At 60.1% G+C, this 11,968-nt stretch carries 15 protein-coding genes; 4 read left to right on the top strand and 11 right to left on the bottom strand.

The window, feature by feature from the left end; genetic code table 11:
* Positions 1-37 precede the first annotated feature (37 nt).
* Genes SALMUC_RS20405 through fliF form a run of 6 tightly spaced genes read right to left on the bottom strand, consistent with a single transcriptional unit; the run spans position 38 to position 4,075 of the window.
* The gene (locus tag SALMUC_RS20405; protein ID WP_020040038.1) at positions 38-337 is read right to left on the bottom strand and encodes a hypothetical protein; all 300 of its coding nucleotides are present in this window, start codon (positions 335-337) and stop codon (positions 38-40) included.
* Between the two features lie 3 nt (positions 338-340).
* Positions 341-1,132: a flagellar type III secretion system pore protein FliP gene (fliP, locus tag SALMUC_RS20400; RefSeq protein WP_020040039.1), complete on the bottom strand. Its 792-nt coding sequence runs from the start codon at positions 1,130-1,132 to the stop codon at positions 341-343.
* A 1-nt stretch (position 1,133) separates the two neighbouring features.
* The gene (locus SALMUC_RS20395; protein ID WP_020040040.1) at positions 1,134-1,358 is read right to left on the bottom strand and encodes a helix-turn-helix domain-containing protein; all 225 of its coding nucleotides are present in this window, start codon (positions 1,356-1,358) and stop codon (positions 1,134-1,136) included.
* Between the two features lie 7 nt (positions 1,359-1,365).
* The gene (locus SALMUC_RS20390; protein WP_021120729.1) at positions 1,366-1,725 is read right to left on the bottom strand and encodes a FliM/FliN family flagellar motor switch protein; all 360 of its coding nucleotides are present in this window, start codon (positions 1,723-1,725) and stop codon (positions 1,366-1,368) included.
* Between the two features lie 5 nt (positions 1,726-1,730).
* A complete protein-coding gene (locus SALMUC_RS20385; RefSeq protein WP_020040042.1) occupies positions 1,731-2,405 on the bottom strand; it encodes a FliH/SctL family protein in 675 nt (224 codons plus the stop codon).
* Positions 2,406-2,407: 2 nt separating this feature from the next.
* Positions 2,408-4,075: a flagellar basal-body MS-ring/collar protein FliF gene (fliF, locus tag SALMUC_RS20380; protein WP_037372472.1), complete on the bottom strand. Its 1,668-nt coding sequence runs from the start codon at positions 4,073-4,075 to the stop codon at positions 2,408-2,410.
* Positions 4,076-4,214: 139 nt separating this feature from the next.
* On the opposite strand from fliF, the gene SALMUC_RS20375 reads away from it, so the two are divergent.
* The 4 genes from SALMUC_RS20375 to SALMUC_RS20360 are packed head-to-tail and all read left to right on the top strand — an operon-like array spanning position 4,215 to position 6,856.
* Entirely contained in the window at positions 4,215-4,784 is a 570-nt protein-coding gene (locus tag SALMUC_RS20375; RefSeq protein ID WP_020040044.1) for a flagellar basal body-associated FliL family protein, read from the top strand.
* Positions 4,785-4,792: 8 nt separating this feature from the next.
* Positions 4,793-5,860: a FliM/FliN family flagellar motor switch protein gene (locus tag SALMUC_RS20370; protein WP_156883581.1), complete on the top strand. Its 1,068-nt coding sequence runs from the start codon at positions 4,793-4,795 to the stop codon at positions 5,858-5,860.
* Entirely contained in the window at positions 5,841-6,206 is a 366-nt protein-coding gene (locus SALMUC_RS20365; RefSeq protein ID WP_020040046.1) for a hypothetical protein, read from the top strand. The genes SALMUC_RS20370 and SALMUC_RS20365 overlap by 20 nt, the downstream gene beginning before the upstream one ends.
* Entirely contained in the window at positions 6,203-6,856 is a 654-nt protein-coding gene (locus SALMUC_RS20360) for a MotE family protein (RefSeq protein WP_020040047.1), read from the top strand. The genes SALMUC_RS20365 and SALMUC_RS20360 overlap by 4 nt, the downstream gene beginning before the upstream one ends.
* Before the next feature lie 111 nt (positions 6,857-6,967).
* On the opposite strand, the gene SALMUC_RS20355 is transcribed toward SALMUC_RS20360, so the two are convergent.
* The 5 genes from SALMUC_RS20355 to SALMUC_RS28410 are packed head-to-tail and all read right to left on the bottom strand — an operon-like array spanning position 6,968 to position 11,966.
* Complete coding sequence (locus tag SALMUC_RS20355) at positions 6,968-7,147, bottom strand: hypothetical protein (RefSeq protein ID WP_020040048.1); 180 nt, start codon at positions 7,145-7,147, stop codon at positions 6,968-6,970.
* Positions 7,148-7,155: 8 nt separating this feature from the next.
* Positions 7,156-8,274, bottom strand: a complete 1,119-nt coding sequence (locus SALMUC_RS20350; RefSeq protein WP_020040049.1) for an EscU/YscU/HrcU family type III secretion system export apparatus switch protein — start codon at positions 8,272-8,274, stop codon at positions 7,156-7,158.
* A 1-nt stretch (position 8,275) separates the two neighbouring features.
* Positions 8,276-9,040, bottom strand: a complete 765-nt coding sequence (locus tag SALMUC_RS20345; protein WP_020040050.1) for a flagellar biosynthetic protein FliR — start codon at positions 9,038-9,040, stop codon at positions 8,276-8,278.
* Positions 9,041-9,043: 3 nt separating this feature from the next.
* Entirely contained in the window at positions 9,044-11,143 is a 2,100-nt protein-coding gene (gene flhA / locus SALMUC_RS20340; RefSeq protein WP_020040051.1) for a flagellar biosynthesis protein FlhA, read from the bottom strand.
* 16 nt (positions 11,144-11,159) lie between these two features.
* The gene (locus tag SALMUC_RS28410; RefSeq protein WP_021120725.1) at positions 11,160-11,966 is read right to left on the bottom strand and encodes a lytic transglycosylase domain-containing protein; all 807 of its coding nucleotides are present in this window, start codon (positions 11,964-11,966) and stop codon (positions 11,160-11,162) included.
* Between the last annotated feature and the right edge of the window lie 2 nt (positions 11,967-11,968).

Genomic DNA, 11,968 nt, shown 5'->3' with positions numbered 1-11,968 from the left:
ATTCCTTGCTCAACAAATTGCTGCGAAATCCCGGCCGTCAATGGCCGGAGACATCTGTTTCCGTGTCTTCTTGCATGGAGGCGATTTCCTCGTGGTGAAGAATGCGCTCCACGAACATGCCCAGAAGAAAGACCAGGCGCGGGTCGGTTTCCTCTTCCGAGGACAGCCCGTCCAGGACCTGGCGGATCGCCCCGAGATCGTTGAGCTCGATCCCCTTTGCCCGGGCGATCTCGTGGATCCTTCCGGCAAGGGGATGGCTTGAAATCTCGTCGGCCAACCCTTCGAGCGGGAAATCGTCGACCTTGTCGCTCTGGCGGGAAGAGTCGTCCTTTTCCATAGCCTATCCTCCGGACATGGGGACGTACCCCTGGATGAGAGAACCCGCGAGCATGTACCAGCCATCCACGAGCACGAAGAACATCACCTTGAAGGGCAGGGAGATCATCACCGGTGGAAGCATCATCATGCCGGCGCTCATGAGCACCGAGGCCACGATCAGGTCGATCACGATGAAGGGCAGGTACATCAAGAACCCGATGCTGAAGGCCCGGCGAAGCTCCGAAATCACGAAGGCGGGGATCAGCTCGCGCCACCCCACGCTTTCAAGCGTGGTGTCCGTCTCAGGCGGCAGCTCGGCCATGTCCTCAAAGAGTTGGAGATCCTTCTCACGGGTATTGGCAAACATGAATGCCTTGAAGGGCTCGGACACCCGGGTGAGAGCTTGTTCCTCGGTGATGCTGTCTTCCAGGAGGGGTTGAAGGCCACCCTCCCAGGCATCGGTCATCACCGGCTGCATGACGAAGAGCGTCATGAAGAGGGCAAGAGAGCTCAGCACCATGTTGGGTGGGGTCTGGTTCAGGCCCAGCGCGGATCTCAGCATCGAGAAGACGATGACAAAACGGGTGAAGCTCGTCATCAGCACCAGAAGCCCCGGCGCGATGCTGAGCACCGTCATCAGGGCGATCATCTGCAGGATGCGACCACTGAGCTCCGTGGTCCCCTCGCCGCCGTCGGTGAGTTGCTCTGCGGCCGAGCGCAGCAGACCGGAAGCTTCCTGGGCCTGGGCGGCGCCGGTCAGCAACAGCATGCCGGCGCCGAAAATGACCGCCGGAAGGATCCTGAAAATACTCATGTCAGGTCAGTCTTTCTTCCTGAAATTTGCGAAGCTTGTTGCGGAGAGTCTTGGGGTGAATACCGAGACTCTCCGCGGCCTGTCGTTCCGTTCGTGCCGAGGCCACGGTCGCGATGATGACCGCGCGCTCGACCTCGGCCAGCGAGCGGCCGACAAGGCGCACCGCCAGGGCCTCGAGCGAGGCAGCCCGCCGAGAGGGCGCATCCTTTTTGCCGGTCGCTGCCATCGTAGGGTCAGCCCGCGGGCACGAAGTTTTTCACGATCTCGGTCAGGGTCACGCCGACATTGTTGTCGCCGACCTTCACGAGATCTCCGCGTGCCACGACGCGGTCATTGATCATGACGTCCACGGGGGAGCCGATCTTCTTCTCGAGCTCGATGACCGATCCGCGGCTGAGCTTCAGAAGCTCGGATACTTTCATCTGGGTTTCACCGAGCACGATCTGGACATCCATATCGACACCCATCATGGCCTCGACGTTGCGACCCTCGCCGCCGGCCGTCTCGGCGGTTGCTTGCTCTTCCTGGACACCGTCACCGGCATTTGCCTCGGCGGTCTCGTCGATTTCCTTGTAGTCCATTTGATCAGCCATGCTCTTTACTCCTCGGGCTTTTCTGGTTCGTGTTGGGGGGACGTCTCATCGGCATCATCGGTCGGAGGCCGCATCATCTCGGCGATATCCGAGACAAGGTCACTGACCCGATGCTCCATGAAACCGTTGCGCCACGCGATCCGGACATCTGCTGCTTCCAGATCGGGGTCCTCGATAATTTGGATGCGTCCGGTTTCCTCGCTCAGTTCGGTGATGCGGGGCTCGACAAGCGGCCGCACGTCCGGGGCGACCCGGATCTCGAGGGCTTCGTCCGTACAGACCCGCTGCATTTTTTCGGCCACCGTCCGGACAATCAGTTCGGGTCCAAGCGCATCCACGAAGACGGGCGCGATCTTCGTGACGATATTATAGGCCAGATCGGTCATCTGACGTTCCAGCTCGGCCTTGTGGGCGGGCAGATCGGACAGGATCCCTTCCAGGCTCGGGGCGATTTCCTTGAGCGCCTCCGCCGCGGTCTGGCCGATTTCCGACTGCTTCTTTGCCGTGCCGTCAGAGACCCCCTGATCGTAGGCTTCCTGGCGGGCGGCCGCGACAGCCGCCTCGAGCAGTTCATTGTGCTCGGCGAGGTCGAAGACGCGGTCCTCGCCGGTCTCCGCCCTCTGACGTGCGATTTCGGCTTCCTCGTCGAAATCCCTGGAGAACAGATCAATCGCTTCCATGGTCAGCCGTCCTGCGCGATCCAGCCACGGAGGATTTTCAGGGCCTCGTCGGGATCTTCGCTCACCATGTTCTGGAGGCTGGAGATCCGCTTTCGACGCACGCCGCCCTGAACGGATACGACGTCGATGACTTCGTCTCCCTGGTCGGCCTGGGCCTCACGGGTCGCCTGACGGTCGCTTCCTTCCGAAGAAGTCTGGCTTCCCGGTGCGGGCGCGCCACCAGTCTCCGATCCGTCTGCGTTGGGAGCTTCGATCCCGTCCTCATCCGAGGTCTGATCCGAAGTGGCAAAGATCCTGTTGATCAGCGGCTTTACGCCCAGTGCCAGAACCAGCCCGACCACGAGGAGAACAAACAGCCACTTCAGGATGGTCATGACGTTTTCCTTGAGGATGTCGAGGAGCGAGGTTCCCACCGGGTCGCCGATTTCCATGGAGCGATCCATGAACCGAAGGCTATCGACCGACACACTGTCCCCGCGACCTTCTTCGAACCCGATGGCGGTCCTGACCAGTTCTTCCAGTCGCGCGAGTTCTTCCGGCGGACGTTCCGTGTATTCGACCTCGCCATTGTCCTGACGGTCGTAAATGCCGTTGACGAGAACCGCGACGGAGACCTTCCGGATATCTCCGGGCTCGTAGACCGTCTCGGTCTTGGTGTTGCCGATCTCGTAGTTCACGATCTCCGAGCTTTCCTGTGCGGACGACTGTGATCCGGCGGCCTGTCCACCGCCACCACCCAGGTTCTCGGGAATATTGTTCTCGACGCTGACGTTGTTCCCCTCGTTCGAGGTGCTCTCTTCGGTGCTGCTTTGCGTTTCCGTGGATCGAACAACCTGCTGCTCGGGATCGAAGCTTTCCTCGACCACGACACGACGCTGAGTTGTCACGTCGACGGCGACGTTCACTCGCACGTTTCCGGCCCCGACGCGCGCGGACAGGATTTTTTCGATGTCACGCTCGAACCGATCTTCATGCATCGTCCGAGCGGACTGGATCGTCGCCTCCGCTGATGCTTCTTCACCGTTTTCCGCCAGGATGATTTCACCATCGGTGGACATGACCGTGACGCGCTCGGGCGCGAGATCCGGGACGCCGGAAGACACCAGAAAACGAATGGCATTCGCCTGTTCCTCGTCCATGGAGTAGGCGGCCGAAGTACGCACCACGACGGAGGCTTTCGGCGTCGCCCGGTCCCGGCTGAATGCCTCTCGCTCGGGCAGAACGAGGTGAACGCGCGCAGACTCGACGCCGGACACCGTCTGGATGCTGCGCGCGAGTTCGCCTTCCATCGCTCTGAGCCTGTTCACGCGCTGAAGGAAGGTATTCATCCCCATGTTGCCGCTCTGGTCGAAAATCTCCCAACCCGGGGCTCCCTCGGATGGCAGGCCGGCTTCCGCGAGCATCATCCGCGCGGTTGCAAAGTCGCTCTTTGGGATGGACACGACTGAACTGTCGGAGGAAACATCCACCTGAATGCCGGCCCCCTCCAGGGTTCCGACGATCTCGGATGCTTCCGACGGGCTCAGCCCGCTGTACAGGGTATTGTAGACGGGCTTGGTCACCTGCTGCACCCCGAAGAAGAGCGCAAGCATGAGGGCCAGCCCGACACCTCCCAGCACGGCGAGACGCGCCGGGCCCAGGGAGCGAAGATTGGAAAGAATAGAGTTCAAGGCAGCACCAAATTCAAAGGATTTATTTCAACGGCACATGAATAGACCGTTTTCATTTGCCTGTAAACCTTACTCGGGTATATTTTCGCCAAGGTTTATTGTTGGAAATATTTTCCGCCACGAAGGAGGCCCTGCAGACATGAGCGAAGACGACACGACAGATACCCCGGAAGTCGACGGTGAAGACGCGCCGGACGTGAACAAGGGGCGCATGAAAGGCAAGCTTTTGAAGTTCGCGCTCCTGATCCTGATCGGTGGGGCCTCTTTGACCGGTGGTCTCGTCGCGGCAGTGGGCATTGACGGTGTGAAGAACGCGGTGTCCGGAACCTCGGAGGAAGCTCACTCAGCGGAGCAGACACACGAGACCGAAACCGAGGACACGGTCGACTACGCGTATCTGAACTTCGACGAGATGATCGTGAACATCACGGGTTACACGGCCTCCGGCCGGAAGACGTCACGTTTCATGAAGATCAAGCTGACGATGGTCTACGAAGACCAGGGCCCGGACGAGGCGACGGAGTTGGAGAACAAGAAGATCTTCATGCGAGACTCCTTCCAGGATTACCTGCGCCAGCTCGACGAGCGCGATCTGCAGGGCAGCTACGGTCTCGTGCGCCTGCGCAGCGAGCTTTTAAAGCGAGCGAAAGCTGTCACCGGTAACCAGGCCCCACAAGAGATCCTCATCGGGGATCTCATCATCCAGTGAAGAAAACCATGGCAGAACAGCAGGACGCAGAAAACACACCCGAGCAGACCGACCCGAACCAGGATGCGGAAGACACCGTATCCGAAGATGGGGCAGAAGAACTGCAACAGTCGGACATCGACGACATGATGGGTACGAACCCGCAGGCGAAGGAACAGACGTTCTCGACCTTCGAAGAGCAGATCATCCACATGTCCATGCTCAACTTCGAGAAGTTGCCGATGCTCGACGTCATCTTCGAGCGCATGGTCGTAGAACTGAACAGCTCCCTGAAAGCCTACACGGCTGCGAATGTGGACGTGTCGATCAGCAGCATCCGCTACATGTCATGCGGAGAGGCAATCTCGAGTATTCCCGTGCCCGGGCTACTTCCGGTCGTGCGCGCCAACCCCTGGGACGGCAACCTTCTGATGGGAGTCGACGCACGGCTTCTCTATGCCGCGTTGGAGATCAAGCTGGGTGGTCGGCACTCCGATCCGGCTCCGACGGAAGGCCGCAACTTCACCTTCATCGAGCAAACGCTCGGGAAATCGCTGTCCCGTGTATTCCTCAATGACCTGAAGAACGCATTTTCCCAGCTGGTCTCGGTCGAGTTCGATATCGAACGGACGGAAACCAATCCTCAGTTCGCCAACATCGGCCAACCAAATGCGCCAGCCATCCATGTCCAGCTCGATGTCGAACTCGACAAGCGGAAAGGCAAGGTGGACTTCGTCATCCCCTACCTGACCATCGAGCCGGTTCGCAAACTGCTGACGACTGTGTTCTACGGCGAGAACATCGCCGGCGATCCGGCGTGGCGGGAGCATATCCGCGCGGAGATCGAACACTCGCATGTCGATGTCCGCGCGATCCTGCACCAGATGAAGATGCCGATGGAAGACGTCCTGGGAATGAAGACGGGATCGACCATCGAACTCAACGTCGAACCCGACCAGCCGGCAACGGTTCTCTGCGCGGGAAACCCGCTCGCGATGGGAGATCTCGGTCGGCGCCGCAACGGAATGATGGCCCTGCAGGTCACAGAAACACTCTATTCAAAGGAGAAACTCGCTGATGCTCTCGACCGTGATTGACATCGTACTCATCGTGGCGGTGTCCGCCTCAATCATTTTCAGTGTCGTGTGCTATCGTCGCATGCGGGACTTCAAGGAAACGGTCGAGGCGTTGGGCCCCACGCTGCAGGAATTGAACAAGGCCATTGATACATCGAAGACGGCCGTCAGCGAGATGCGGGAAGGCGCCGAGCGTGTCACGCAGGACGTGGAGCTCCGCGTCTGGCGGCAGGAGCACCGCGAACGGGCCATCGATGGTATTCCCCGCAGTCGAACCCGGGTGGCGGACCCATCCGCAGTGCGCCCGCCGACAGGGCGCAAGGAAGCGGTCATCCAGAACTTCTACAACGCGGGGGCAACAGAATGAAGTGGCCATCGATCACGCTTCCCCGACTTCTACTCACGGTCACCGCCGTCGGCATCAGTGCCAAGGCGGCGGTGACCCTGCCTGAAGTCACCTCGGAAAGCTTCGTCGCCGAAATCGGCGTGACCGGAAACGCCTACGCAATGGCAACGGAAGAGGACCCCTCACCTGACGGAGCCGCGGAAGACGGGGTAGACGAGAGTGAGCAGGAGACGCAGTGCGAGGTCCCGGAGGACTTGCTCCTCGCCATCGAGGAAGAGCGCGCCATCGTCGAAAATCAGCGCAAGGCCGCCGAGGAAAAGATGGCCGAGGCCGAGCTCGCCATGGACAAGGTCGAAATCGAGACGGCAAAGCTCGAAGAGCTCAAGTCCGAGATCACTGGGCTTCTCGACAAGATCGAAGCGGCCAAGACGCGCGACCTGGAGCGGCTGGTGTCGGTCTACACCGGCATGAAGCCCGGCGAAGCCGCGGCCATCATGAATGACCTCGACCTCGAGGTGACCGTGATGGTTCTCGGGCAGATGTCGGAGCGGTCGGCCGCCCCCATCATTGCCCGAATGACCCCGGTCCGGGCGCAGGCGATCTCCAAAATCATCTACGAGCGGTCGCAGCTTCCAGGCGACCAGGATCTGAACGGGATCCGGCTGGAGTGAACGAGCCTCCTATTGCGAGGGCAGGGACATCCTGAAAGTCAACACCGCCGCGGTTCTCATTTCGACCGCGGCGGTGTTCATTTCTCGGCCTTCCTCGAAAAGCAGCTCGTTTCAGAGGACGAAGTTTTCTAGCGTCAGTTCATGACTTCCGAGCAGTTGGATTTCGAAGTCGGTGACGCCATCGCCATCCCGGTCGGCCTGAACGAGTGTATCGCCGCCCACATCTTCGTGCCGCAGGTTACAGGCCTGGCCTGAGAAGGCCGACGTCCCGACGAAATTGAAGTCCTCCATGTTCCCGTTCACCCATCGCACAGTTCCGACCCCTCGGGCGGCCGGCGGCGAATATTCTTTTTCAGATCCATGACGTAGGCAACGATCTCGGCCACGGCTTGCCAATGGTCCGCTGGCACCTCGCCATCAATGTCGACCGAAGCATAGAGCGACCGTGCGAGCGGCCGGTTCTCCACGATGGGGATCTCGTGTTCCCTGGCGAGTTCACGGATCTTTCCTGCCATGATGTCAGTGCCCTTGAACACGCAGGTGGGGACCGGATCCGTCGCCATGTCGTATTTCAGAGCCACAGCGTAGTGTGTCGGGTTGGTCAGCACCACGGTGGCTGTCGGAACAGCTTCCTTCATCCGCTTCTTGGACATCTCCCGGCGTTTCTCGTCCCGCTTGCTCTTCATGTGCGGGTCGCCCTCCATGTCCTTGTGCTCGTCGCGGATCTCTTTCATCGACATCTTGTTCTTCTTGATCCACTGCTGGCGCTTCCAGATGATGTCGGCCACCGCCACCGGTGCGAGCAGCGCGGACACGATGACAAGCATCAAGGCGATGCGGTCGCCGGCAAAGGCCAGGACGACTTCCGGAACGAAACCACGTGTCTGAGCGATGCTCATGATCGCATCGGAGATGATGAGGTAGGCGATGGTCGCGATGGTTCCGACCTTGAGCAGGCTCTTCAGAAATTCCACGAAGTTGTCCGCACCGAAGATCTTCTTGAGACCGGATGCCGGAGAGATATTGGAGGCCTTGGGCTTGAGACGCTCGACGGCGACCACGGTTTCGCCCTGAACGATGGTGCCGAAGATTGCGGCGAAGGCCATCAGAACGAAGATTGGCCCGATGATCGCGATGACCTTGTCCATTAGCGACCCGAAGACCTTTCCAATGTCGGCCACGCCTTGTTGCCGTGTCCCGATCTCGGCGGTCCCGGCGATATCGAAGACCCCTGCCAGTGCATCCCGGAGAGGACCGATCCCCGCGGGGATCGAATAGACGACGATGATCATGAGGATGAAGATCGACATGGCATTGCCGGTCTCCTTGGAGGAAGGGACGTTACCCTTCTTCCTCTGGTCGTTGAGCTTCTTCGGTGTCGGCTCTTCTGTCTTCTGGGACTTGTCCTCGTCAGACATTTCACTCCCCCACGAATGACAAGGTGGTGGTCCAGGACACGAACTGCTCGAAGAACCCCTTCAGCATGAAGGGAGAAGCGATGCCGAACAGGAAAAGCCCCGTGGTGATCAGGATCGAAGAGGCCACGAAGAAGACGGGCAGGGTGGGCATCATCTTGTTGGCCAGGCCAAGAGCCACGTTGTTCATGAGCCCGAGAATGTAGAAAGGGGCTGCGAGCGAGAACCCGATGTACATGCTTCGCGTCGTGATATAGGCGGCCTGGTCCGCCATGTCGCCCAGCATGACCCCTCCGAGCGGAAAGACCTCGTACGAGAAGATCATCGACTGGATCATCAGGTGGTGCGTGTTCGTGATGAACAACAGGGCGACGCCGGCGACCGTCAGGAAGGTTGCGATCATCGTCGATCCGGCAAAGGGTCCGCTGTTCGTCGCAAAAGCATTGGCCAGTGCCGAGACCTGACCGACCTGGAAGCCCGCGAACTGCAGCGCCGACATGACCGTGCGGGACATCACGCCAATCCAGATGCCGATGGTGACCTCTGCAGCCAGGAGGGTGACAAGGAGGATATAGTCATCTGACTCGGTCGGCCCGACCGGGGTCGCAGGCATCAAGGCGAGGCTCAGCGCCGAAGCGAACATGATTTTCGCGCGCGACGGGATGTAACTCTCCCCGAAACCGGGCATGAACATGATGATGCACCCGATCCTGGCCAGGACCAGAAAGTACCCGGTGAGATAGCCGCTGATGTAGCCGGCAAGATCCATGCCTCACTCCGAGCTGATCGTCGCGACCGTCTTGATGGGCGTCTTCCGGTGGACCTCGTTGTGACTGATAACCGCCGTCTGCGGACTCACGCGCTCCAGCATGGAGCGCACGAACACGCGCACCTGTGGCGTGACCATCACCGCCGGCCATTCGTCGCGCTGGGCGAAGACCTCGAGAACCTTCTTGGCATCGAGCACGAATTCCTGAACCCGCGCGGGGGCCATGACGAAATCGGTATCGTCTCCGTTTTGACGCACGGACTGCACGAATTCGTTTTCCCAGGCGTCCGACATCACCACTACGGGCAGGAAGCCGCTGGAGTCCACGAGGCTCTGGCAGATCTGGTTGGAAAGCTTCTGCCGCACGTGCTCGGTGATCGAGGCCAGGTTCGAGCTCTGGGAAGCCGCCTCTGTCAGAGACTCCACGATCAGCGGCAGGTTCCGCACCGAGACCCGCTCGGCGAGAAGGTTCTGCAGAACCCGCTGCAGCATCACCGTCGGAGCCTGCTGGTTCATTTCCGAGAGCAACTTCTGGTACTCGCGGTCGAGGTTCTCCACGAGCTCTCTCGCCGCACCATAGGTCATCAGGGAAGGCATGTGCTCCTTGATCGTTTCCGTAAGGTGGGTGGTGATCACGCTCTCCGGATCGACCACAGTATACCCCTGCTGCTCGGCCTCTTCTGCAAGGTTCGGGTCGATCCACATCGCATTGAGGTTGAACGTTGGCTCGCGCGTCTTTTCCCCCTTCAGATTGATCTTTCCGTTGGCCGGGTCGATCACCATCATCGCGTTGGGGCGGATGTCCCCCTCGGCCACCTTCGAACCCTGAAGGCTGATCGTGTAGGAGTTCCCCTCCATTTCCGCGTTGTCGACGATCCGGATTGGCGGCAGGATGAAGCCGAACTCCTCCGCGAAGAGGTTCCTGAGCGAGCGGACGTTGCCGGGAAGCGCGGCGTCCATGCTCGAGATCATTGGAACCAGGCCGCCGCCAAGTTCCAGTCTCATGTCATCGAGGCGCAGGATTTGCTCCGGAGCTTCCTCCGAATAGGACACGTTCGGATCCTTTTCCTCGGCCTCCTGAGCGGCTTTTTCGCGTGCCTTTCGTTGGGTCTCTTTCTGAACGAAGACGCCGAGCGCAATGAGGGCCCCCGACAGCACCAGGAACAACACGAACGGGAACCCGGGCAAGAGACCAAGGAGCAGGATAAGTCCGGAGGCCATGAACATCGCGCGGGGATATTTCCCCAGCTGATCGAAAATGGCCTCGTTCGCCGCCCCCTCACGGCCCCCCTTCGTGACGATCAGACCTGCGGCGAGCGAGACGACCAGCGCCGGGATCTGGGAGACGAGACCATCACCGATGGTCAGCACGGTGTAGTTGTTCGCCGCCGAGGCAACCGTCATGTCGTGCTGCATTACCCCGATAATGATGCCGCCCACCACGTTGATCAGGGTGATGATGATGCCGGCAATGGCATCACCGCGAACGAACTTGGAGGCACCGTCCATAGCCCCCATGAAGCTGGATTCCTCGTTGAGTTCATCCCGCCGCCGGCGGGCTTCCGCGTCGTCGATGGCGCCGGACCCGAGGTCCGCGTCGATGGCCATCTGCTTGCCGGGAATGGCGTCCAGGGTGAAGCGAGCCGAAACCTCTGCGATACGCGTCGCGCCCTTGGTGATGACCATGAAGTTGATCACGACCAGGATCGTGAAAATCACGACACCGATGACGTAGTCGCCGCCCACGATGACCTGGCTGAACCCTTCGATGATATCGCCGGCCGCAGAAGTCCCCGTGTTGCCTTCCGACAGGATCAGGCGCGTGGAGGCGACATTCAGTGACAGCCGCAACATGGTGACCACCAGGAGCAGCGTCGGGAAGGCATCGAACTCGAGAGGCTTCCGGATCCACAGAGCCACCATCAACACGAGGATGCTGACCGTCAGGGAGATGGCGAGACCGAAATCGAGCAGCATTTTCGGCAACGGGATGAACAGGACGGCCAGCACGAGGACGATGCCAAGGGCAAAGCCAATGTCCTTGTTGGACGTCCCGAGGGCCGCCAGCTTACCTTTCTGTCCGATGTCTGGTCCAGTCGTCATGAAAATGTGGTCCTTCTCAATTCACGAAGAGCGGCGAAATCGCACCGCTCGAGTATAGTGACCCGTCTCCATCCTCCCGGGCTGAGCCGCCGTCACTCAGGGCGGCGTTCCAAAGAGGACCGGACGCGTTCTGTTGCACAGTGGCTTGGTCGACCTGTCTGCCGGGATCGGGCCGGGATGTCGCCTGCGCGATACGGTCGTAATGTGTGGCATTGCGCTCGATGTATCGAAACTTGTTCCGAAGGGATCCGAGGTAGCGTTGACGGTATTTTGGCGTGAAACTGTGGTAGGAGCCCGCGGCAAGCTCCCAGCTTCCCACCTGCTTCCTCAGGCGCACCAGCAACCGCGCGGCATAGTCGACGTTGCTTGCCGGATCGAAGGCATCTTCGAGACTGTTGAAGGCCTCCGGATGCCAGCGCAAATTGATCTGCATGCACCCGACATCGACGGAATCCGTGCCGCTGTCTAATTGATGCCGGACCCATTCGAGACTGTCATCCTTGTTGTCAAACCAGCGCCCCCTGCCGGCGGCATTCGCGGACCAGGGCCAGGGCGCGAGTTTCCCATGATCGGCCTTTTGTCCGGTTTCCTGCAGGCCTATTCCGAGCAGGATATCATTGGGGATCCCGTAGCGGTTCTGGGCACTCTTGATATGCGCGGCACAGACGTCTTCATCCGCCTGACCGACGGCCTTCGGGCGCATCTGGCCGTTCGTGGTCTCGTTACCTTCATTGCTCAGCCAGCTCCAACCGCCCGGGGCCGAAACCGCCGGGACAGCGAGCGCCGAAACACTCAAGGAGAGAGCGAGAAGGGCAGAACGCATGG

The sequence above is a fragment of the Salipiger mucosus DSM 16094 genome, assembly GCF_000442255.1.
In the GTDB taxonomy this organism is placed as follows: Bacteria; Pseudomonadota; Alphaproteobacteria; order Rhodobacterales; family Rhodobacteraceae; genus Salipiger; species Salipiger mucosus.
The sequence above is the reverse complement of the archived record's forward strand: the minus strand, read 5'-3'. Positions and strand labels throughout refer to the sequence as shown.

Excerpts from the sequence above, each read along its gene's own strand:
- SALMUC_RS20345 (WP_020040050.1), bottom strand. The coding sequence starts at position 9,040 with ATGGATCTTGCCGGCTACATCAGCGGCTATCTCACCGGGTACTTTCTG.
- SALMUC_RS20365 (WP_020040046.1), top strand. The coding sequence starts at position 5,841 with ATGCTCTCGACCGTGATTGACATCGTACTCATCGTGGCGGTGTCCGCC.
- SALMUC_RS28410 (WP_021120725.1), bottom strand. The coding sequence starts at position 11,966 with ATGCGTTCTGCCCTTCTCGCTCTCTCCTTGAGTGTTTCGGCGCTCGCT.
- SALMUC_RS20385 (WP_020040042.1), bottom strand. The coding sequence starts at position 2,405 with ATGGAAGCGATTGATCTGTTCTCCAGGGATTTCGACGAGGAAGCCGAA.
- SALMUC_RS20405 (WP_020040038.1), bottom strand. The coding sequence starts at position 337 with ATGGAAAAGGACGACTCTTCCCGCCAGAGCGACAAGGTCGACGATTTC.
- SALMUC_RS20395 (WP_020040040.1), bottom strand. The coding sequence starts at position 1,358 with ATGGCAGCGACCGGCAAAAAGGATGCGCCCTCTCGGCGGGCTGCCTCG.
- fliP (WP_020040039.1), bottom strand. The coding sequence starts at position 1,132 with ATGAGTATTTTCAGGATCCTTCCGGCGGTCATTTTCGGCGCCGGCATG.
- SALMUC_RS20375 (WP_020040044.1), top strand. The coding sequence starts at position 4,215 with ATGAGCGAAGACGACACGACAGATACCCCGGAAGTCGACGGTGAAGAC.
- SALMUC_RS20360 (WP_020040047.1), top strand. The coding sequence starts at position 6,203 with ATGAAGTGGCCATCGATCACGCTTCCCCGACTTCTACTCACGGTCACC.
- SALMUC_RS20350 (WP_020040049.1), bottom strand. The coding sequence starts at position 8,274 with ATGTCTGACGAGGACAAGTCCCAGAAGACAGAAGAGCCGACACCGAAG.
- SALMUC_RS20355 (WP_020040048.1), bottom strand. The coding sequence starts at position 7,147 with ATGGAGGACTTCAATTTCGTCGGGACGTCGGCCTTCTCAGGCCAGGCC.
- SALMUC_RS20390 (WP_021120729.1), bottom strand. The coding sequence starts at position 1,725 with ATGGCTGATCAAATGGACTACAAGGAAATCGACGAGACCGCCGAGGCA.
- flhA (WP_020040051.1), bottom strand. The coding sequence starts at position 11,143 with ATGACGACTGGACCAGACATCGGACAGAAAGGTAAGCTGGCGGCCCTC.
- SALMUC_RS20370 (WP_156883581.1), top strand. The coding sequence starts at position 4,793 with ATGGCAGAACAGCAGGACGCAGAAAACACACCCGAGCAGACCGACCCG.